At 64.3% G+C, this 20,238-nt stretch carries 20 protein-coding genes; 6 read left to right on the top strand and 14 right to left on the bottom strand.

What is annotated here, in order from left to right; translation table 11 throughout:
- Position 1 precedes the first annotated feature (1 nt).
- Both BIWAKO_RS22130 and BIWAKO_RS22125 read right to left on the bottom strand, forming a co-directional pair.
- Positions 2 to 916: a cupin domain-containing protein gene (locus tag BIWAKO_RS22130; protein ID WP_069880479.1), complete on the bottom strand. Its 915-nt coding sequence runs from the start codon at positions 914 to 916 to the stop codon at positions 2 to 4.
- 31 nt (positions 917 to 947) lie between these two features.
- Entirely contained in the window at positions 948 to 1,733 is a 786-nt protein-coding gene (locus tag BIWAKO_RS22125; RefSeq protein ID WP_069880478.1) for an HpcH/HpaI aldolase family protein, read from the bottom strand.
- Positions 1,734 to 1,934: 201 nt separating this feature from the next.
- Between BIWAKO_RS22125 and BIWAKO_RS22120 the strand changes: the two genes are divergently transcribed.
- Positions 1,935 to 2,945: an amino acid ABC transporter substrate-binding protein gene (locus BIWAKO_RS22120; RefSeq protein ID WP_069880477.1), complete on the top strand. Its 1,011-nt coding sequence runs from the start codon at positions 1,935 to 1,937 to the stop codon at positions 2,943 to 2,945.
- 35 nt (positions 2,946 to 2,980) lie between these two features.
- Positions 2,981 to 4,078, top strand: coding sequence for a pyridoxal phosphate-dependent aminotransferase (locus tag BIWAKO_RS22115; protein WP_069880476.1), 1,098 nt, complete (start codon positions 2,981 to 2,983; stop codon positions 4,076 to 4,078).
- A 142-nt stretch (positions 4,079 to 4,220) separates the two neighbouring features.
- On the opposite strand, the gene BIWAKO_RS22110 is transcribed toward BIWAKO_RS22115, so the two are convergent.
- The 8 genes from BIWAKO_RS22110 to BIWAKO_RS22075 form a co-directional block, all read right to left on the bottom strand.
- A complete protein-coding gene (locus BIWAKO_RS22110; RefSeq protein WP_069882697.1) occupies positions 4,221 to 5,051 on the bottom strand; it encodes a 3-oxoadipate:acetyl-CoA acetyltransferase in 831 nt (276 codons plus the stop codon).
- A 10-nt stretch (positions 5,052 to 5,061) separates the two neighbouring features.
- The gene (locus tag BIWAKO_RS22105) at positions 5,062 to 6,969 is read right to left on the bottom strand and encodes a bifunctional sugar phosphate isomerase/epimerase/4-hydroxyphenylpyruvate dioxygenase family protein (protein WP_069880475.1); all 1,908 of its coding nucleotides are present in this window, start codon (positions 6,967 to 6,969) and stop codon (positions 5,062 to 5,064) included.
- Positions 6,966 to 7,814, bottom strand: a complete 849-nt coding sequence (locus BIWAKO_RS22100) for a shikimate dehydrogenase family protein (protein ID WP_069880474.1) — start codon at positions 7,812 to 7,814, stop codon at positions 6,966 to 6,968. Before BIWAKO_RS22100 ends, BIWAKO_RS22105 begins: the two co-directional genes overlap by 4 nt.
- Before the next feature lie 15 nt (positions 7,815 to 7,829).
- Positions 7,830 to 8,864: a Gfo/Idh/MocA family protein gene (locus BIWAKO_RS22095; protein WP_069880473.1), complete on the bottom strand. Its 1,035-nt coding sequence runs from the start codon at positions 8,862 to 8,864 to the stop codon at positions 7,830 to 7,832.
- A gap of 10 nt (positions 8,865 to 8,874) precedes the next feature.
- Positions 8,875 to 9,606 (bottom strand): amino acid ABC transporter ATP-binding protein, encoded by a 732-nt coding sequence (locus BIWAKO_RS22090; RefSeq protein WP_069880472.1) that lies wholly within the window; start codon positions 9,604 to 9,606, stop codon positions 8,875 to 8,877.
- A 74-nt stretch (positions 9,607 to 9,680) separates the two neighbouring features.
- Positions 9,681 to 10,523: a transporter substrate-binding domain-containing protein gene (locus BIWAKO_RS22085; RefSeq protein WP_069880471.1), complete on the bottom strand. Its 843-nt coding sequence runs from the start codon at positions 10,521 to 10,523 to the stop codon at positions 9,681 to 9,683.
- Positions 10,524 to 10,633: 110 nt separating this feature from the next.
- The gene (locus BIWAKO_RS22080; protein ID WP_069880470.1) at positions 10,634 to 11,275 is read right to left on the bottom strand and encodes an amino acid ABC transporter permease; all 642 of its coding nucleotides are present in this window, start codon (positions 11,273 to 11,275) and stop codon (positions 10,634 to 10,636) included.
- A 10-nt stretch (positions 11,276 to 11,285) separates the two neighbouring features.
- Positions 11,286 to 11,954, bottom strand: coding sequence for an amino acid ABC transporter permease (locus tag BIWAKO_RS22075; RefSeq protein WP_069880469.1), 669 nt, complete (start codon positions 11,952 to 11,954; stop codon positions 11,286 to 11,288).
- 208 nt (positions 11,955 to 12,162) lie between these two features.
- Between BIWAKO_RS22075 and BIWAKO_RS22070 the strand changes: the two genes are divergently transcribed.
- Positions 12,163 to 12,852, top strand: coding sequence for a TetR/AcrR family transcriptional regulator (locus BIWAKO_RS22070; RefSeq protein WP_244523514.1), 690 nt, complete (start codon positions 12,163 to 12,165; stop codon positions 12,850 to 12,852).
- Between the two features lie 18 nt (positions 12,853 to 12,870).
- On the opposite strand, the gene aroQ is transcribed toward BIWAKO_RS22070, so the two are convergent.
- Both aroQ and BIWAKO_RS22060 read right to left on the bottom strand, forming a co-directional pair.
- Complete coding sequence (gene aroQ, locus BIWAKO_RS22065) at positions 12,871 to 13,314, bottom strand: type II 3-dehydroquinate dehydratase (protein WP_069880468.1); 444 nt, start codon at positions 13,312 to 13,314, stop codon at positions 12,871 to 12,873.
- Between the two features lie 108 nt (positions 13,315 to 13,422).
- Positions 13,423 to 14,256 carry a transporter substrate-binding domain-containing protein gene (locus BIWAKO_RS22060; protein ID WP_069880467.1) on the bottom strand — a complete coding sequence of 278 codons (834 nt, stop codon included), beginning with the start codon at positions 14,254 to 14,256 and terminating at the stop codon, positions 13,423 to 13,425.
- A 215-nt stretch (positions 14,257 to 14,471) separates the two neighbouring features.
- Here BIWAKO_RS22060 and BIWAKO_RS22055 point away from each other — a divergent pair, with 215 nt between their 5' ends.
- Positions 14,472 to 15,164, top strand: coding sequence for a GntR family transcriptional regulator (locus tag BIWAKO_RS22055; RefSeq protein WP_069882695.1), 693 nt, complete (start codon positions 14,472 to 14,474; stop codon positions 15,162 to 15,164).
- 171 nt (positions 15,165 to 15,335) lie between these two features.
- The gene (locus tag BIWAKO_RS22050) at positions 15,336 to 16,712 is read left to right on the top strand and encodes a M20/M25/M40 family metallo-hydrolase (protein WP_069880466.1); all 1,377 of its coding nucleotides are present in this window, start codon (positions 15,336 to 15,338) and stop codon (positions 16,710 to 16,712) included.
- A 182-nt stretch (positions 16,713 to 16,894) separates the two neighbouring features.
- Here BIWAKO_RS22050 and BIWAKO_RS22045 read toward each other — a convergent pair whose 3' ends face one another.
- Together BIWAKO_RS22045 and BIWAKO_RS22040 are read right to left on the bottom strand one after the other, a co-directional pair.
- A complete protein-coding gene (locus BIWAKO_RS22045; RefSeq protein WP_069880465.1) occupies positions 16,895 to 18,394 on the bottom strand; it encodes a tripartite tricarboxylate transporter permease in 1,500 nt (499 codons plus the stop codon).
- Between the two features lie 10 nt (positions 18,395 to 18,404).
- Positions 18,405 to 18,860: a tripartite tricarboxylate transporter TctB family protein gene (locus tag BIWAKO_RS22040; RefSeq protein ID WP_069880464.1), complete on the bottom strand. Its 456-nt coding sequence runs from the start codon at positions 18,858 to 18,860 to the stop codon at positions 18,405 to 18,407.
- A 181-nt stretch (positions 18,861 to 19,041) separates the two neighbouring features.
- Here BIWAKO_RS22040 and BIWAKO_RS22035 point away from each other — a divergent pair, with 181 nt between their 5' ends.
- The gene (locus tag BIWAKO_RS22035; RefSeq protein ID WP_069880463.1) at positions 19,042 to 20,229 is read left to right on the top strand and encodes a CaiB/BaiF CoA transferase family protein; all 1,188 of its coding nucleotides are present in this window, start codon (positions 19,042 to 19,044) and stop codon (positions 20,227 to 20,229) included.
- The last annotated feature ends 9 nt before the right edge of the window (positions 20,230 to 20,238 follow it).

Below are 20,238 nucleotides of genomic sequence, written 5' to 3'. Positions count from 1 at the left end.
CTCAGGGCGTTTCGCCAGGCATTGGATAATCTGCGGCGTTGATCACCCAACCGGGCTTTTCCGAGAAATCCATGCGTGGCGGGGAGAAGATGTCGATCATCTGATTGAGGCCGGGCAGCACCGACCGGGACGTGTGGATCGAGGGCGGCGGGATGACCGTCAGCGACGGAGCCGCCATCAACTCGTGCTCGTCCTCGCGCCAGATCCTCATATCCGGCGTCCAGGGCCAGCGGATATCGTGGATGTAGGCGCCGTCGATGACGAGCGAGCCCTGCTCGAAATCGTCATGGTGATGCGGCGAGAGCTTGGTGATGTCGCGCAGCCCGAGCCGCGGATCGAGCATGTTGACCATCAGCGTCGTGCAGCGAAAAATCCGGCCGAAGCGGCTCTCGCCTCCCTCGCCTTCCAGGCTGTAGCGCCGCAGCTTCCAGCCGTCGCGCGGCTCGGGCCAAGGCTCCAGGAGCGCGACATTGGCGTGCGGCTGGGCATAGGACGAGGCATTGGAGCAGGCCGCCGCCAGATCGGCCGCAGCAGTGGAGAAGATCCGGATGACGCGGCCATCGCTCGTCGCCGTGACCTCGGAATCTCCCGGCGGCACGAAGAGGATCGATGCGCCCGGCGCGGCGAGGCTCTCGCCGCGGGCAGAGAGGGACGCGCCCATGCCTGCGTCCGGCAGGATCACGCAATACTCGTCCGGCTGGCCGATACGCGCCAGGCTCGCCCCGGCGCGCACCTCCGAATAAGCGACAATGAAATTCTGCCCGCGCGCGATCCAGGTGCGGGCATCGGGCCCGGCCTCCTGCGGCTCCTGCGCATAGAAGCGCGCATAATCCGCGCCGGCATAGGCCGAAACGGGAGAAGCCTTGGCGGGCGCCCCGGTCGCGAGTTTGGCGCGGGGGTCGGTGGGGTGGAACATCGAAAATCTCTCCAGTTCAGCCGACAGCAGCCTACGAAGCACGGGTTTTCATCGCCGACATCTCGTTGAATGCGTGGCCGGCCGCCTTCCTCAGGAAGCCCTGGTCGGACGAGACGATGAAGGCGCTTGCACCGCGCTCGGCAAACTCGGCGGCCTCATCGGCGCCGTCGGTCATGACGCAGACCGGCTTCTCCGCCCGTTTCGCTGCGGTGATGATCCTGTCCACCGCATCGCGGACGACAGGCGCGTCCCGTGTCGGCGCACCGAAAGCAACCGTGAGGTCGCCGCGGCCAATGAAGACGGCGTCGAGCCCATCGACGGCGAGGATCGCGTCGATCTCGTCGAGTGCAGCGGGATCCTCGATCATCGCTATGGCGGCCGTAACGGCGTCGGCCGCATCGACATGGTTCCACATCTTCAAGCCGCCGTAACCACCCGCCCGGGTCACGCCCGAAAAACCGCGCGCACCGCCCCGATAGCGGCAGGCGGCAGCAAGGATACGGGCCTGCGCGACACTCGAGACATGCGGCGCCAGGACGCCGACCGCGCCGCAATCCAGCACCGAGAGGATCGCGTCATGCGACAGCACCGGAACACGCACGACCCCGGCGACCCCGGCAGCCCGGGCCGCAAGAAGCGCCACATCGGTCGAGCCCCGGTCGAAGGGAGCATGCTCCTGGTCGATGACGACGAAGTCGAAGCCGACGCCGCCGAGGATCTCGATGGCGTGGCCGGTCGGTGTCTTGATGAAGCTGCCGATCAAGGACTCGCGATCGAGCAAGCGGCGCCGGAAGGAATTATGGGGCGTGTTCTGCATGGACTCGGGCACGGGATCGAGCGGCTGGGATGAACCATCATCGCATCCGGCGTCGGCGCGGCATGGCGATCTCCGCGCATTTCGCATTGTGAAATGGCGCGCGCGGCGCTCACCGTTTCAAACAATGAAACGAGCAAAGAACCCCGTTGTGGTCGGCCGATGGATCGCCCACCACCGAAGACAAATGGGGAGGACCATCACATGAACGCTCGCTTGACCACGGCCTTGGGCTTCACTCTGGCGCTGGCGGTTTCCGCCCAGGCCGGCACACTCGAAAAGGTCCGCGAGCGCGGTCAGCTGCTCTGCGGCGTCAGCCCGGGTGTGGCGGGCTTCTCCGTCCCGGACGAGGCAGGTCGCTGGACCGGATTCGATGTCGACCTGTGCCGGGCCGTGGCCGCCGCCACATTGGGCGACGCGAGCAAGGTCAAATTCATCCCCCTCAGCCCGAAGGACAGGTTCGTCTCGCTGCAGAGCGGCGAAATCGACGTGCTCTCGCGCCAGGCGACCTGGACGCTCTCGCGTGACACGCAGCTCGGCCTGCGCTTCGCCGGAATCAACTACTATGACGGCCAGGGCTTCATGATCCGCAAGTCGCTCAACGCGGGCTCCGCCAAGGAGCTTGGCGGAGCGTCGGTCTGCGTGCCGACCGGTACGACCACGGAACTGAACATCGCCGACTTCTTTCGCGCCAACGGCATGAAATACGAGTCCGTCAGCTTCGAGTCCGGCGATCAGGCTGCCAAGGCCTTCGAGTCGGGACGCTGCGACGTCTTCAGCAACGACGTCTCGGCGCTGTCGGCCTACAGGCTGAAGCTGGTCAACCCGGCAGAATTCGTGATCCTGCCCGAACTGATCTCGAAGGAGCCGCTCGGGCCGGTCGTGCGGCAGGGCGACGAGGCCTGGAACAGCATCGTCCGCTGGTCCTATTTTGCGATGGTTGCTGCGGAAGAACTCGGCGTCAGCTCCGCCAATGCCGACCAGCTCGCCGCCTCCGGCTCTCCCGAGGTGCGCCGTCTGCTGGGCAGCGAGGGCAAGTTCGGCGAGCCGATGGGCCTGAAGAACGACTGGGCGATGCAGATCGTCAAGCAGGTCGGCAATTACGGCGAATCCCACGACCGTAATGTCGGCGCAGGGTCCCGGCTCGGGATCGCCCGCGGATTGAACAATCTCTGGAGCAAGGGCGGCCTGCAATATTCGCCGCCGGTACGCTGACGATCCGCGTTGCCGCGCCCATTACGGAGAAACCTGTGTCGAACCCCAGCGTCATCCCGGTTCCGCGTATCGCACGCCTGCAGAACGTCCCGGCGCGGCGTACCCCCGCGCCCACGGAGGGCGCGCCGCCGCCGGTCAGCCTGCATCTCAACGAATCCTCGGAGCCGCCCGCTCCGAGCGTCGTGGCGGCGATGTGCGCCGCCGCCGGCCAGGTGAATCGCTACCCCGATCATGACGGCGCCTCGCTGATCGCAGCGCTGGCTTCGCGCCTTGCCGTCCCCCCAGCGCAGATCGTGTTGGGGGCCGGCTCGAACGAACTCCTCTTCGCCAGCGCCGAATTGGCCCTCGACGCGGGCGACGAGGCAGTGGCACCTCATCCGGGCTTTCCAGCCTATGCCAAGGGCACCGCGATGCGCGGCGCAAAGCTCGTCGCTGTTCCGAACCGGCGCGATGGCCTCGTCAACATCGAGGGCACCCTGGGCGCCATTACCGACAGGACACGCCTCGTCTTCGTCGCCTCGCCGCATAACCCGACCGGTGGCATGCTCGACGAGGCCGATGTCGAGCAACTCGTCGCCGGCGTCCCGGATCATGTCCTGCTGCATTTTGACGAGGCCTATTTCGAGTTCGGCCATCATGCCGGCGGGCCCGACGTGCTCGCCATCCTGCGCCGCCGCAGCGCCCCCTGGATCTCGACGCGCACCTTCTCGAAGGCATTCGGCCTTGCCGGCATCCGCGTCGGATACGGCATCGTCGGCTCACCGGCGCTGGCTGACGAATATCGCAAGATCCGCACGAATTTCAGCGTCAACGCCGTGGCGTTGGCGGGAGCCGAAGCGGCTTTGAAGGAGCCCGCCTATCTCGCCGACCTGCTCAGCAGAACCGCGGATGGCCGCGACTGGCTCGCGGACCGGTTGAAGGATCTTGGCTTCGTGGCCTTGCCCAGCGCGGCGAATTTCCTGGCGGTCCTCACGCCCGCACCGGTCGCCGAATTCTTCTCGGCACTGAAGGCGGCAAATATCCATGTCATGATGTTCGATGTCCCCGGCACACAGGGCGCCCTGCGCATCTCGATCGGAGCCAGGGATGAGATGGCAGCCGTGGTCGATGTGCTGAAGCGGGCCGCCGGCTGACGGGACGCAGCTGCTTCATCGTCCTTGGCAGCGTCCAACAGGCGCCGCTTCGTGCCGACAGTTCCCGGGGAACACCGCGTCAGATGCGCGCCCGGCGACGCCATCGAGTGGGTTTATCACGGCAGGCCGTCTCGCCGCTGCCTCACGCCATCGGCAGCGACAACAGCTCCCGCGCCTCTGCGACCGACGCGACATGGCGGTCATAGCTGCCGGCTATCTCGGCGATGCGCTTGACAAGAGCGGCATTGGACGGCGCGAGCGTGTCGCGGTCGAGGCGGACATTGTCCTCCAGTCCGGTGCGGCAATGACCGCCGAGCTCAAGTGACCAGCGGTTCAGCGTGATCTGGTCACGCCCTATTCCGGCCCCCGTCCAGGTCGCGTCGGGTGCCAGCCGCTTCAATGTCGCGATGTAGAACTCGAATACGGCGCGATCGACCGGCATCGCGTTCTTCACGCCCATCACGAACTGGACATGCAGGGGCCCCCTGATCGCGCCCGCGATGCCCATCTCGGCAGCCTTGAAGATCATCGAGAGATCGAAGGCTTCGATCTCGGGCTTGACGCCGTGGGTCAGCATCTCCGCCGCCAGCCAGTCGACGAGATCCGGGCTGTTCTCATAGACCCGCGTCGGAAAATTGCATGAGCCGGTCGAAAGCGAGCACATGTCTGGCTTGAGCGGAATCATGCCCCCGCGTTCCCTGCCCGCCCCCGAGCGCCCGCCGGTGGAGAGCTGCACGATGATGCCCGGGCAATGCTTGCGCAGCCCCTCGAGCAGACGGCCAAACCGCTCAGGGTCGGAGGTTGGCGTGCCCTCGTCGGAGCGGACATGGCAATGCGCCAGCGTCGCGCCTGCCTCAAAAGCCTCCTGCGTCGACTCGACCTGCTCGGCAATCGTGATCGGAACGGCGGGATTGTCGCGCTTGGTCGGTAGTGAGCCGGTGATCGCGACAGTGATGATGCAGGGTGTGGTCATGGCAGCGCCTTCATGCATGCGTGGGCGCGGGCACGGTGATCGGGCGGGACAGGCGCGCCTGCGCGGTCAGGCGGATGCCCGCATTGGCCGCACCATAGCCACCATAGCCATTGCGCTGGACGATCTCGAAGAACAACCCGCCATCGAGCGTCGCGGTATAGGCCTGCCAGAAATCACCGCCGGCATCGCGGTCGTAGAGAATGTTGAGTGCCTTCAGCGCATCGATCTCCTCGGGAGGCAGATCGGACCGCGCTTCGAGGTCATCGTAATAGTTCTCCGGGATCGGCAGCATGGCGACGCCATTGGCCACCAGCCGCGCGACGGTCGCCCGGATGTCATTCGTGGCGAAGGCGATATGTTGCACGCCGGAGCCGAAGAAATCGGTGATGAAGCGGGCCGACAGCGTCCGGTGGCTCTGCGAACCGTTGAGAATGAGCCTCAGGCCATGGCCAGACGGGCCGTTCAATCCGCTCTCGATGACCTGGCTCTGCACGACACCGCCGGGGTCGATCACCGCCTGGCTCGGCGTCTTCGTCGTCTTGAATAGCGACGAATAGAACAGCAGCCAGGTCAGCATTTCCTCATACTGCATGCTCTGCGAGATATGGTCGACCCCGACCAGTCCGGCGCTTGAGCCATCCGCGCCTATGGGCTCGAAATCCACCTCCGACCAGCGCCCCAGGGCGGAAGACTGATCCAGGAAATAGAGCAGGCTGCCACCAAGGCCGCGCACGGCCGGGATGTCGAGTTCGCCTGGCCCGACTGCGCCGGCATGAGGCACGTCGAGCAGAGCGCTCGCGCGCTCGGTGGCCGCACCGGCATCCGCGACCCGCAGCGCAATGGCGCAGACCGAGGTCCCATGCGTGATCTGGTAGCTATGGGCGAAACCGTCGACGTCGCTGTTGAGCACGATACGGATATCGCCCTGGCTCCAGAGATCGACATCCTTGGAGCGATGCGCGCCGACACGGCTGAACCCGAGCGCACTCAGAAGGCGCTGGAAGCCCGGCCGCTCAGACTCGGCAATGGCGAACTCGATGAACTCGACGGCTTCGACAGGCTCAGGCGCCGGCATTGCGACAGCGCCGGGCACCGGCCGGCCAAGTTCCCGGGCCGTCTCGTCGAGCAGCCAGAGCAGCGAACGATGCCCGTCGAGCGCCACCGAGCGGGCGGAGCCGGCCCGGAATCGGTCGTTGAAGATTTCGAGCGACAGGACGCCGTCATAACCGGTCGACGCGAGCGCCCTCATGAAAGCCGCCAGATCGAGATCGCCCTGCCCCGGCAGGCAGCGCCAGTGGCGGCTCCAGGAGAGATGATCCATCTGCAGCTTGGGGGCATCCGCCATCTGCACCATGAAGATCCGGTCGCGCGGGATGGTGCCGATGCTGGCGGGATCGAGCCCGCGCGAGAGGATGTGGAAGCTGTCGAGGATGATGCCGACATTGTCGCGGCCGGCCCGGCGCACGATCTCCCAGGCATCGCGATAGTCGAAGACATGACGTCCCCAGGCCAGCGCCTCATAGCCGACGCGCAATCCCCGTTTGGCGGCCCGCTCGCCGAGCTCGGCGAAATCGCCGGCGAGCCTGTCGATGCCGCTCAAGCCCTCGGGCGAGACGCTCGAGCAGACGAAAAGCAGGTCGGTCCCAAGCTCCTGCAGGAGGTCGAATTTCCGTTCCGCCCTGTCGAATGTCCGCGCCCGCCGCGCATCGGGCATGCCCTCGAAATCGCGAAACGGCTGGCAGGTCACGATCGCGAGCCCGAGATCGCTGCAGATCCGGCGCACCTCTGTCGGCGAGCCCGGGAAGGCGATCAGGTCGTTCTCAAAGATCTCGACGGCACGAAAGCCGGCAGCCGCAATGGCCTCGAGCTTCTCCTGAAGCGTACCTGAGACGCAGACGGTGGCGATGGAAGGGATCATGAGCGCGTCTCCTCATAGCCGAGCTGTGCGACCGAGCGCAGATCCTCCGATGTCGTGGTGGGGAATCCGAAGAACTCGAGATAGGCCGGGATCTGTTCGAACAGCATGTCGACACCGATCTGGAATGCGCAGCCGCGGGCGCGAACGGCAGCCAGGAAGGGGGTGATCTCCTGCTTCATCACCACTTCCCCGACAAAGGCCGAAGGCGCGATGCGCGCGACATCCATCGGCAAGGGATCGCCCGCCTTCATGCCGAGCGGCGTCGCATTGACCAGGATCTCGAACCCGGCCGGATCGTTCGAGCCGACAGTGACGACCAGTTGCGGATAGTGCTTGCGAAGCCGGTCGGCGAGGCCGTTTGCCAGAGGCGCATGGCTATCGAACAGGCCAAGTGCCGCGACGCCTGCCTTGGCGAGCGAGGCTGCGATTGCCGAGCCGACGCCGCCAGCGCCGACGACGAGCGCACGCGCCCCCTCGAGCACACGGCCCTTGCCCCGGACGCCCCGCACGAAGCCCTCGCCGTCGAACATGTCACCGACAAGCCGGCCATCGGCATCCAGCCTGACTGCATTGCAGGCTCCGGCAATCGCGGCCGTGGTCTGCACCTCGTCGACCAGCGCGGTCGTCGTCACCTTGTGCGGCATGGTGATAAGGGCGCCGTGAGCGTTGGAGAGCCTGAAGAAGAGCCTGAGGAAAGCCGGATAGTCATCCGCCTTGCAGCCCATCGGCACCACGACGGCGTCGATCCCTTCTCGCTCGAAATAGGGGTTGTAGATCATCGGCGCCTTGAAGCTCTCGGTCGGATAGCCGAGATGGGCGATGAGTTTCGTCGTGCCGCAGATCATGACGAACTGGCTTTCCTACGTGTTGATCTCAGCAGCGACGCTGACAGCTGTACCGGATCGCGCGCTGGCCAGGATCGCATCCAGCGTCACCGCGATATCGATGGATTCCGCCAGGGTCGCGCCGGTCCAGTACTCCGGCCCTCGCCGCACCAGCCGCTCAAACGACTCCGCTTCCGCGAGGAACCCGTTGCCCGGCGCAACCTCGATGGTCTCGGGCACCGACTGGACGGTCGTGCCACGCCGGATCGTCAGCACCGGCGGCCCGCCGAGTGGGGGATGGTTGAGATAGGTCGTCTCGATCGTTCCGGCCTCCCCCGCGATCAGGGCATGGCGGTGATAGGCCGTGGCAAAGCTGCACGAGATCTGCGCAAGCGCTCCGCTCGGAAATTCCAGCGTGGCCGCAACGCTGCGATCGACACCGGTTTCGCTCCAGCGTGCCGTCGCGCTGACGCGCTCGGGCCGCGCGCCTGCGACGAGGAGCGCCAGGCTGACGGCATAGCTGCCCGCATCGAGAAGGGCGCCACCGCCGACCTCGGGCTTCAGGCGAATATTCGACGGGTCGGAGAAGGCGACGCCAAAGCTTGACCGGATGAGCTGAACCTTGCCGATCGCGCCCGCGTCGAGCAACTCACGCAGTTTCAGCGTCTGGGCTTGTGCGCGATAGGGATAGGCCTCGACGAGATGGCGCCCGTGCCGACGCGCAGTCGCGGCCATGGCGCGGACCTCGGTCGCGTTCATCGCCAGCGGCTTCTCGCAGAGCACATGCTTGCCGGCTTCCATCGCCCGGATCGACCATTCCGCATGGAGCGAGTTCGGCAGCGGATTGTAGATCGCATCGATCTCGGGATCGGACAGCAAGGCTTCATAGGAGCCATGGAAGCGCGGAATGCCGCATTCCATCGCAAAGCGTTCGGCCTTCCCGGCATCGCGGCTCGCAACGGCAGCGACCGAGACGGTCCTCGACGGCGCGACACCGCTCGCAAAGCTGCGTGCGATATTCGCCGCACCGAGGACACCGAGACGCAGCGGCTTCGAGAGCAGATCGGCCATATCGGCCTCCTCAGTGATTGTGCAGGATCTCGCCGAGGAACTGTCGGGTACGCTCGTGGCGCGGATTGGTGAAGAACGCAGCCGGCGGCGCTTCTTCGACGATTGCACCGCTCGCCATGAAGATGACGCGGTCGGCGACCTGGCGCGCAAACCCCATCTCGTGGGTGACGCAGATCATCGTCATGCCCTCCTCGGCGAGCCCGATCATGGTGTCGAGCACCTCCTTGACCATTTCCGGGTCGAGCGCCGAGGTCGGCTCGTCGAACAGCATGACCTTTGGCTGCATGCACAGGGCCCGCGCGATCGCGACGCGCTGCTGCTGCCCACCGGAGAGCTGGGCCGGATATTTTTCCGCCTGTTCGGCGATCTTGACCCGGCCGAGCAGGCGTCTCGCCGTGGCTTCGGCCTGGGCCTTGCTGGCGCGAAGCGAACGCATCGGCGCCAGCATGCAGTTCTCCAGCACCGTCAGATGCGGAAACAGGTTGAAATGCTGAAACACCATTCCAACCTCTCGGCGAACGGCATCGATGATCCTGGAATCATCGCTCAGAACCGTCCCACCGACACGGATCTCGCCCTTCTGATAGGGTTCGAGATGGTTGATGCAACGGATCAGGGTCGATTTTCCCGAACCTGACGGCCCGCACAGGACGATCTTCTCGCCCTGGCGGACCGACAGGTTGATGTCGGTCAGGGCCTTGAACTCACCATACCATTTCTCGACGCCGGCCATCTTGATCATGGCGTCAGCCCCTTGAGTGGTTGCAGTCGCGGACTGGCTGTTCATGGCCTCTGCTCCGATCAGTTCTGGCGCGCTCAGCTAGCGGAGAATGAGATGCCTTCGAGGCTGTCGGGGAACTTGTGGACGGGGACCTTCATCCACTTGTCGTAGACTTTCTGGAGCTCGCCATTGGCCCTGATCTTGTCGATGAAGACGTTGATCGCGGCGTTGATCTCCTTCTCGCCCTGCCGGGTGCAGGCGCCGTTATAGAGGTTCTGGAATTCGAGCTTGTTCTCGAATTCGCCCGGCCGGGCCTGCTCGATGCGCTGGATGTAGAAGATGTTGCCGCCGAGCGCCTGGACCTGGCCCGAGACCAGCGCCTGGATGCTGGGGGCATCGCCGTCATAGCGCCGGATCGTCGTCGAGGCCGGCGCGTTCTTGGTCACCTGCGTATCCTGGGCTGCGCCCTTGGCCACGCCGATGCTGAACTTGCCCATGTCCTCGTTGGTCTTGATCGTGTCGCTCTTCTTCCCGATCAGCACGATCGTGTTGGCGACATAGGGCTTGCTGAACTGCACGACCTTGGCCCGCTCCGGCAGCATCGCCATCGTCGCAAACAGCACATCGACGCGCCCCGTGGTCAGGGCGGGAATGCGGTTATTGACCTCGAGCGGCACGAACTCCACGGGCACGCCGAGTTCCTGGCCAAACAGCGCGGCGATATCGGCATCCAGCCCGTCCTGTTTGCCGGCGCTGGTGACGAAGCCCCAGGGCGGATTGTCGCCCTGGATACCCACGACCAGCTTGCCCTTCGCCTTGATCTCCGCCGGCGTCACCGCAAGCGCAGGCCGCAGCAACAGGCTCGGCGCGGCAAGGCCGACCGCGCCGGCCAACAAAGCCTGACGGCGGTTGAGCAATCCCTTGTTCGAAGATGTCATGTCTCACTCCCTTGGTTGATCTTGCTTGGTTGATCTTGCTTGGTTGAACTTGCCTGGTTGATCTTGCCTGGCTGGATTGGCGCGATGTCTTGATGGTGTTGCCGACTTCGTCAGCGTGTCGCCGCGGCAAACTGGCGTTCCAGCCGCGCGCCGAAGAGCGAAAGCGGCCAGCACATGACGAAGTAGAGAGCCCCCACGATCCCGAAGACGAGGAGAGGCTGGAAGATCTGGTTCGAGATGATGTTGCCGGCACGGGCCAGCTCGGTGAAACCGACGATGGCAGCCAGCGACGTTCCCTTGATCAGTTGCACCAGAAAGCCGATCGTCGCTGGCAGCGAGATGCGGATGGCCTGCGGCAGGATCACATCCTTCATCCGCGAGACATAGTTCAGGCTCAACGCCTTGGCGGCCTCGGTCTGGCCCTTCGGCACCGCCTCGATCGACCCGCGCCAGATTTCGCCGAGATACGCGCTGGCATGCAGCGTGAAGCCGATCGAGACGGCGACCCAGGAGTCGAGTTTCAGCCCGATCAGCGCCAGTCCGTAATAGACCACGAAAAGCTGCATCAGCAGCGGCGTGCCCTGGAAGATGGCGATATAGCCAGAGGTTGCACGCTCCAGAAGCGGAATACCGGAGGTTCGCGCCAGAGCGACGCCGAGCCCGAAGATGCCGCCCCCGACGAAGCCGATCACCGAAAGGAAGACCGTCCATTTCAGTCCGGTGAGGAGGAAGAGGAATTCGTTTGCACCCATGACGATCTCCTCACTTGACCGGGTAGCTGAAATACCGGCCGGAGATGAGCGCAAAGAAGCGCATCATCAGCCAGGACATGACGAGGTAGAACAGCGTCACCGTTCCGTAGACCTCGAAGCTGCGGAAGCTGTCCGACTCGATCCGTTGTGCGACGGAGGTCAGCTCATAGGCAGAGATCGCGGAGGCGACGCTGGTCGTCAGTGTCAGCAGCACGAACTGGCTGGTCAATGAGGGAAAGATCGCGCGCAACGCCGGCCGCAGCACGATCAGCCGGAAGACCTGCGCCTTGTGCAGGCCAAGCGCGAGACCGGCCTCGACCTGCCCCTTGCTGATCGACTGAACCCCGCCACGAATGATCTCGATGGCATAAGCGCCGCCATTGATGCCCAGCGCGATGATCGCGGTCGGTGTCGGGTCGAGCCGCACGCCCAGAAGCGGCAGCGCGAAATAGATGAAATAGATCTGCACCAGAAAGGGCGTGTTCCGGATCAGCTCGACGAAGGCCATCACCAGCCAGCGCACCTGTTTGATCCGCGAGTCGCGCAGCACGACACCGCCGATGCCGATGACGATGGCCAGGGCCATGCCGCCGAGCGCCAGGAACAGCGTTCCCAGACAGGCCGTCAGAAGGCTCGGCAACCCATCCAGTACAGGCGTGAAATCAAGCTTGTAGTTCATGGCGTTTCCCTGAGCGGTCGACCTTCTGGGTGGGTCGATCCGGTTCCCGTCTTTAGCGGTAGCGCCTCTGGGTGGGCGCCTTGAGTATGAGCGATCGTGGCTTGCGCGATCGCCTGTCGATGTTAAATGTACGAAACAGTTCAATTGGTCAAGTCAATTGAACTGAACGGTTCATTTACAGCCGCACAGTCGGCGCCGGGGTCGATCCATGCTTGGAAGCCGCAAGACGAATGAGATGCCGGCCTCGCCGGCGCGGCCGGCTGGCACGCGCAAATCCGCGAGCTGGACCCAGGACCCCGACGGCGTTCGCCGCAATATCCTGGCGGTCGCGCGTGACGAATTCGTCGAGAACGGGCTGAGTGGTGCAAGGGTCGACGAGATCGCGGCGAAGACCTCCACCAGCAAGCGGATGATCTACTATTATTTCGGCGACAAGGAGGGACTCTACCGGGCCGTGCTCGAGGAGGCCTATGCCCGGATCCGCAATTTCGAACGCAGCCTCGATCTGGCTGCCCTGCCCCCGCGCGAAGCGATCGTGTCTCTGACGGGGTTCACCTTCGACTATCACGCCGACAATCCGGATTTCGTCCGCCTCGTCATGGTCGAGAACATCCACCACGCCCGGCATCTCCAGAGCTCTCCCAAGATCGCGGATCTCAACCTCTCGGTCATCGACATGATCGGCGAGGTCTATGAGCGCGGGCTGCGCGAGGGCGTGTTCCGGGAGGGCCTCGACCCTATCGACATCCATCTGACGATCAGCGCGCTGAGCTTCTACAATGTCTCCAACCGGGCCAGCATCCAGCAGGTCTTCGGGCACGACATGGGGGCGCCGGAAGCCCGCGAACGCCGACGGCACAGCGCAATCGAGACCGTGCTTCGCATGCTCTGCCGCTGACCGCATGCCGCAGCGGGATCAGCTGCGCCCGACCAGGTCGGCCATGGCCTGGATCGCGAGCTCGTATCCGGCCGCGCCGAAGCCGATCAGGATGCCGGTCGCGGTCCGGGAGATCAGCGAATTGTGGTAGATGCTTTCGCGGGCATGCACGTTGGAAATGTGCAGCTCGATCTTGGGCCCGTCGAACATCTTCAGAGCGTCGAGCAGCGCGACCGAGGTAAAGGTGTAGCCGGCCGGATTGATGATGATCCCGCACGCCTCGATGCGGGCCTGGTGCACGCTCTCCACCAACTCGCCCTCGAAATTCGTCTGGCGGAAGTCGATCTCGAAACCGAGAGCCGCAGCCTTCCCGATACAGCGCTGTCGAATCTCGTCGAGCGTGGTCGTTCCGTAGATCGCGGGTTCGCGCTGGCCGAGCAGATTGAGATTGGGGCCGTTGAGGACGTAGATGCGATTGCTCATGTCGATATCCCTGGCGTCCCGCCGCGCATGCGCGGCAAGGCGCTTGCAGGCCGACGTCAGCGCGGCCGGCCTGCAGGCAAAATCTGAAGGAGCGAGCGAGCAGCGCGCTCAGCTAGCGGAGAATGAGATGCCTTCGAGGCTGTCGGGGAACTTGTGGACGGGGACCTTCATCCACTTGTCGTAGACTTTCTGGAGCTCGCCATTGGCCCTGATCTTGTCGATGAAGACGTTGATCGCGGCGTTGATCTCCTTCTCGCCCTGCCGGGTGCAGGCGCCGTTATAGAGGTTCTGGAATTCGAGCTTGTTCTCGAATTCGCCCGGCCGGGCCTGCTCGATGCGCTGGATGTAGAAGATGTTGCCGCCGAGCGCCTGGACCTGGCCCGAGACCAGCGCCTGGATGCTGGGGGCATCGCCGTCATAGCGCCGGATCGTCGTCGAGGCCGGCGCGTTCTTGGTCACCTGCGTATCCTGGGCTGCGCCCTTGGCCACGCCGATGCTGAACTTGCCCATGTCCTCGTTGGTCTTGATCGTGTCGCTCTTCTTCCCGATCAGCACGATCGTGTTGGCGACATAGGGCTTGCTGAACTGCACGACCTTGGCCCGCTCCGGCAGCATCGCCATCGTCGCAAACAGCACATCGACGCGCCCCGTGGTCAGGGCGGGAATGCGGTTATTGACCTCGAGCGGCACGAACTCCACGGGCACGCCGAGTTCCTGGCCAAACAGCGCGGCGATATCGGCATCCAGCCCGTCCTGTTTGCCGGCGCTGGTGACGAAGCCCCAGGGCGGATTGTCGCCCTGGATACCCACGACCAGCTTGCCCTTCGCCTTGATCTCCGCCGGCGTCACCGCAAGCGCAGGCCGCAGCAACAGGCTCGGCGCAGCAAGCCCGACCGCACCGGCCAACAGAGCCTGACGGCGGTTCAATTTCGACGTGATCATTCTCGTTCCTCCCCGGATGGCCGTTACGGCTCTGCCGTCATTGGGCGCCTCTCGGGCGACCTCGCGAGCACATTACATCTAGCGAAGCCATCATCAACTGATAATATCATAATCATCCGATGATCTTGATTTCAGCCGTCACTCATTGGTTCTGGCGCAGCGGCTGCACGCGTCGTAGGACGGCCCTCTCGAAGAAGGTGCGCGCAGGGCATGGCATGGCGGACATCGTGACGGATTTTGCAGGCGACGACGTCGCGCCGATCTCGACCGGCGAACAAGTCTATGAGCGCATCCGCACGGACATTGTTTTCGGGCGTCTCCGCCCAGGCCAACGTCTGCCTTTGGAGAAATTGCGGACGGCCTATGGGGTCGGGATCGGCACCTTGCGCGAGATCTTCAGTCGGCTCACCCCGGAAGGGCTGGTCACGGCGGAGGGACAGCGCGGTTTCCAGGTTGCACCGTGCTCGGCCGAGGATCTGAAGGAGATCGCAGCGCTTCGGCTGCTCATCGAGAGGAGCGCCCTGGCGCAGTCATTCCAGTCCGGCGACATGGAATGGGAAGGCCGCGTCGTCGCCGCCCATCACAAGCTGGCACGGATGGAGGCGAGCCTGCTCGCGGGCGACCGCACGCAAGCAGAGCAATGGAAGCGCTACGACTGGGAATTCCACCAGGCCCTGGTCTCGGCCTGCGGCTCTAAGGCTCTGCTGAATGTCCATTCCGGCGTCTATGACCGCTACCTTCGGTACCAGATGGTGTTCGTGATCTTCCGCGGCTCCGTTGCAGCAGAAGAACACAAGGCGCTGCTGGGCTGCGCGCTGAGGCGGGACGCGGCGGAGGCTCAGGCCATTCTCGAGCAGCACATCCAGGGCTGCCTCGACTTCGCCTTTCACAATCGACTGATCACCTGATTCACTGCACGCCGTGAGCTCGGCCGTCACAAGGCTGCAGGAGCGACGGCACCGGCATCCAGCGTCCGGAGATGGCGCGCATTCATGTCGCGCATGGACGGATTTACCGCGGCCATCGTAACCAGAATGGGTGCGACTTTGGCTCCCCTATCTCTGGCAGGTGCAAGACTTATGGCTTCCTCCGACTCGTTGGCCGCGGTTTTCGAGCATATCGAGGCGAACCGCGCGCCTTTCCTTGATCGCCTGATCGATTATCTGCGCCACCCGAGCATCAGTGCCGAGAATGTCGGAATCGCCGAGGTCGGCGAACTGCTGGTCAAGATGCTGACGGATATCGGGCTCGAGACCCAATTGGTGCCCACCGAAGGGCATCCGATGGTCATCGCGCGCTGGGAAAAGGCGCCGGGCAAACCCACCGTGCTGCTCTACGGCCATTACGACGTGCAGCCGCCCGATCCGCTCGACAAATGGCTCTCGCCGCCCTTCGAGCCGACGATCCGCGACGGCCGGCTCTATGCGCGCGGGGTCGGTGACAACAAGGGCCAGCATTTCGCGCAGATGATGGCGATCGAATCGCATCTCAAGGTGCATGGCACGCTTCCCTGCAACGTCATTCTGCTGCTGGAAGGCGAGGAAGAGATCGGCAGCCCGCACATCGCCGACTTCGTACGAGCCAACAAGGACAAGCTGAAGGCCGATCTCGCCGTCACGGCCGATGGTCCGCGCCATGCCAGCGGAGCCGCCGCGATCAAATTCGGCTCACGCGGCGTGATCTCCTTCGACCTGCGCTGTCGCCACGCCAATCGGGACGTGCATTCCGGCAATTTCGGTGGCGTGGTGCCCAATCCGATCTGGACGCTGGTGCACCTGCTGGGCACGATGAAGAATGCTGCGGGCGAGATTACCATCGCGGGCCTCCACGACGATATCGAGCCACCGACACCGGAGGAGCTTGCGGCGATCGAGCGCCTTCCCCGCGCCGCCGAAGCCGTGAAACAGAGCCTGGAACTGGACCGTCTGGACGCGCCGGCCGACCGCCCCTTCTACGAGCGGCTCTGCTTTCGTCCGACGCTGACCATCAACGGCTTCCACGGGGGCTATGGCGGGCCCGGCACCAAGACCGTGCTGCCGAACGAAGCCTTCGTGAAATGCGATATCCGCCTGGTTGAGGCGCAGGACCCGGAGGACATTCTGCGCAAGGTCGCGGACCATGTGGCCAAGCATGCGCCGGAAGTCGAGTTCATCGCGCAGGACAGGGGCATGCAGCCCTCGAAGACGCCGATCGCCTCGCCCTTTACGGCCCCCCTGCGCCAGGCCTTCGTCAAGGCCCAGGGCGAGGAGCCGCTTCTGATCCCCGCAGGGTTCGGCAGCCTGCCAGGCTATGTCTTCACCAAGATCCTCGGCATTCCCGCCTTCGTCACGCCCTACGCGAACCCCGACGAGGCGAACCATGCGCCGAACGAGAACCTGACACTCGACTGCTTCTATAGCGGAGTTCGTACCGGCGCGGCGCTCCTGCACGAACTCGGTGAGTTGCAGGCGCCCTGAAGAAGCCGGCGGGGCGGGCCAGAGCCCGCCCCCCTCACCGGCACCTTGCCATGGCCGTCGATCGCCCTGAGCCCAAACCCAGGGCCGCGGCGGAATCGCCCCCCCAGCAGTCACAAGGGGTACGCCAGAACCGGCGATGCCTCCCCACGTGGCTTCCGGCCCTCGGCAATGGACGCCACGAGCTATTCCTGGAAGATCTCCTCGCGCTTCCGCTTCAAGGCCGGCAGGGCGACAACGATGAGGAGGAAGACGGCCACCGCCAGCAAGACTGCCGAGACGGGACGGGTCAAGAACATCGTTGCATCCCCGCGCGCGAGCGACATGGCGCGCCGCAGGTTCTCCTCCATCATCGGGCCGAGAATGAAACCGAGGAGCAGTGGCGCTGGCTCGCAACCCAGCTTCATCAGCACGAAGCCCAGAAGTCCGAAGGCAGCCGTCATCACGATATCGAAGGTTGACCCGTTCACCGAATAGATGCCGATCGCCGAGAACATCATGATCGCCGGAAACATGAAGCGGTACGGCGCCTTGAGCAGCTTGATCCAGATGCCGACGAGCGGCAGGTTCATGATCACGAGCATGACGTTGCCGATCCACATCGACACGATCAGCCCCCAGAACAGCTCCGGATTCTTGGTCATCACCTCCGGTCCCGGCTGGATATTGTGGATCGTCATCGCTCCGATCATCAGCGCCATGACGGCATTCGAAGGAATGCCGAGCGTCAGCATCGGAATGAAGGACGTCTGCGAAGCTGCGTTGTTGGCGGCCTCCGGCGAAGCGACGCCCTCGATCGCCCCCTTGCCGAAGCGCTCCGGCGCATCCGCGAGCTTCTTCTCGAGCGAGTAGGCGGAGAAGGAGGCAAGTGACGTGCCCCCTCCGGGCAGAAGGCCCAGAACGGAGCCGAGAATCGTTCCACGCAATGACGCCGGTAGCAGCCGGCGCCAGTCTTCGCGGGTCGGAAACAGGCTCGGTACGCCGTCCGTATAGACCTCGCGGCGCTCAACGCGCTGCAGGTTGCCGATGATTTCGGCCATGGCGATGATGCCCATGGCTATGATGATGAAGCCGATGCCATCGGCCAGTTGCGGAAAGCCGAGCGTGAAGCGCGCGACGCCCGAGTTAACGTCCGCCCCGACCAGGCCGAGAATAAGCCCGAGCACGATCATGGCGATCGCCTTCAGGATCGAGCCGTGCGCCAGCACCACGGCACCGACGAGGCCGACGACCATCAGCGCGAAATACTCCCAGGGACCGAAGCGCAGTGCAATTTCGGCAAGCGGAGGCGCGAAGCCGGCAATGACGACGGTCGCCAGGCAGCCGGCGATGAAGGAGCTGACCGCGGCCGCAGTCAGCGCCGGCCCCGCGCGTCCACGGCGCGCCATCTGATACCCGTCGATCATGGTCACGACCGAGGACGATTCTCCTGGCAGGTTGACCAGGATGGCCGTGGTCGAGCCACCGTATTGGGCGCCGTAATAGATGCCGGCAAGCATGATCAACGCCGTGGCGGGTTCGAGCGCATAGGTCACGGGCAGCAGCAATGCGATCGTTGCGATCGGCCCGATGCCCGGCAACACGCCGATCAGCGTTCCCAGCACCGTCCCCAGCAGACAATAGGCCAGGGTCTTGAGGGTGAACGCAGCCTCAAAGCCGAGAGCGAGGTTGTTGAGCAGTTCCACTGTGACCGTCCTAGAGTCCGAGAATGGCGGGCCAGAGCGGGATCTGCAGCTTGAGCCCGACAATGAAGACAAGAGCCGCCATCACGGTCAGCGCGAGCGAGAGGACGAGTGTTTCGTGCCAGCGGAACTCGCGGCCCGCATAACTGGTGACGCCGATGAACAGGGTATTGGCGAGCACGAAACCGAGCTCGGTCAGCGTCAGGCCGAAGAAGGCAAGCCCACCGAGCACGAAGGCCAGCGGCCGAGTGCTGCCCCATTCGATCGGCGTACCCACCCTGCCCCGTCGCCAGGCCTGTGCGATCAACGCCACCCCGATGCCCGTCAGCAACAGGCCGAGCACCAGCGGGAAATATCCCGGCCCCATCCGGCGCATTGTCCCCAAGGCGTAGCCGAGCGCCGAAAGGCTGGTGGCCGCTCCGATCAACATGAACAGGCCACCTGCCAATACATCCTGGTGTTTTGTCATCCTCAATTCCCCCCAATCCTCGCTGTCCCCAGGCCCTTCCAGACGGCTCGAGGCGCTGCCCCCTCCTAGGACATTGTTGCCGCGCCTGAACGTCCCAACGTCGGAGGGCTTCCCAAGCTAACTCAGTTGATATAGGTTGTCCAACAACCAACATCATACTTCATTGGCGTAAGGCAGATTCATGACCGGCGCGACCTCCCGCCCCCTCGAACGGTTCACCGTCCTCGACATGACCCATGTGCGTTCGGGGCCAGCCGCCGTCCGGCAGCTCGCCGACTGGGGGGCTCGCGTCATCAAGATCGAGATGCCGATATCAACGAATGACGATCGGCCGGGCGGCCCGGCCCAGGTGGCCGATTACCAGAATACGCATCGCAGCAAGCGCAGCCTGACCTTGAACCTCAAGGAGCCGCTCGGCCTCGATGCATTCATGGAGCTGGTACGCCAGGCCGATGTGGTCGTGGAAAACTACCGCCCTGACGTGAAATTCCGGCTTGGCATCGACTATGAGCGGCTGGCGGCGGTGAACCCAGGTATCGTCTATGCCAGCATCTCCGGCTTCGGGCAGGACGGCCCCTACGCGATGCGTCCCGGCCTGGACCAGATCGCGCAGGGCATCAGCGGCCTGATGCAGGTCACCGGCGAGAAGGGCCGCGGCCCGATGCGCGCCGGCATTCCGATTGCCGATCTCAGCGCTGGCCTGTTCTGCGCAAATGGAATCCTGACGGCCCTGCTCGAGCGCGAAACATCAGGCCGTGGGCAGTGGGTGCAGACATCCCTGCTCCAGGCCCAGATCTACATGATGGACTTCCAGGCCATGCGCTGGCTCATGAATGCTGAAGTGCCGAACCAAAGCGGCAACGATCATCCGACCAGCAGTCCGACCGGCGTATTCGAAACGCGCGACTGCTACATGAACATCGCCGCCATGGGCAATACTCTGTTCGCCAAGCTGTGCGAGACCATCGGTGCGCCCGAACTCATCGGTGACCCGCGCTTCCAGAGCGTGCCTGATCGGGCAGCGAATCGCCCGGCCCTCAACGCAGCGATCAACACGTGCACGCGCACTCGCGATACTCTGGACTGGATCGCATGTCTCAACGACGCAGGCGTACCCTGCGGGCCGATCCTCACCCTCGACCAGACTTTTGCCGACCCCCAAGTGCAGCATCTCGAGACGGTGTGGGACCTGGAGCATCCGCAGCTTGGCATGATTTCGGTGCTGGGCCAGCCCTTCAAGCTGAGCAGAACGCCCCCGGCTTCGCCGACGCCCGCTCCGGCCCGTGGCCAGCACAGCCGTGAAATCTTGAGTGAATTCGGGTTCTCATCCACGGAGATCGCCGCATTGGCGAGCGCGGCTATCATCTGACAGCCGCCA

Origin of the sequence: Bosea sp. BIWAKO-01 (assembly GCF_001748145.1) — a bacterium.
Taxonomy (GTDB): domain Bacteria; phylum Pseudomonadota; class Alphaproteobacteria; order Rhizobiales; family Beijerinckiaceae; genus Allobosea.
Note: the sequence above shows the minus strand (reverse complement) of the source record. Positions and strands in the feature narration are given on the sequence as shown.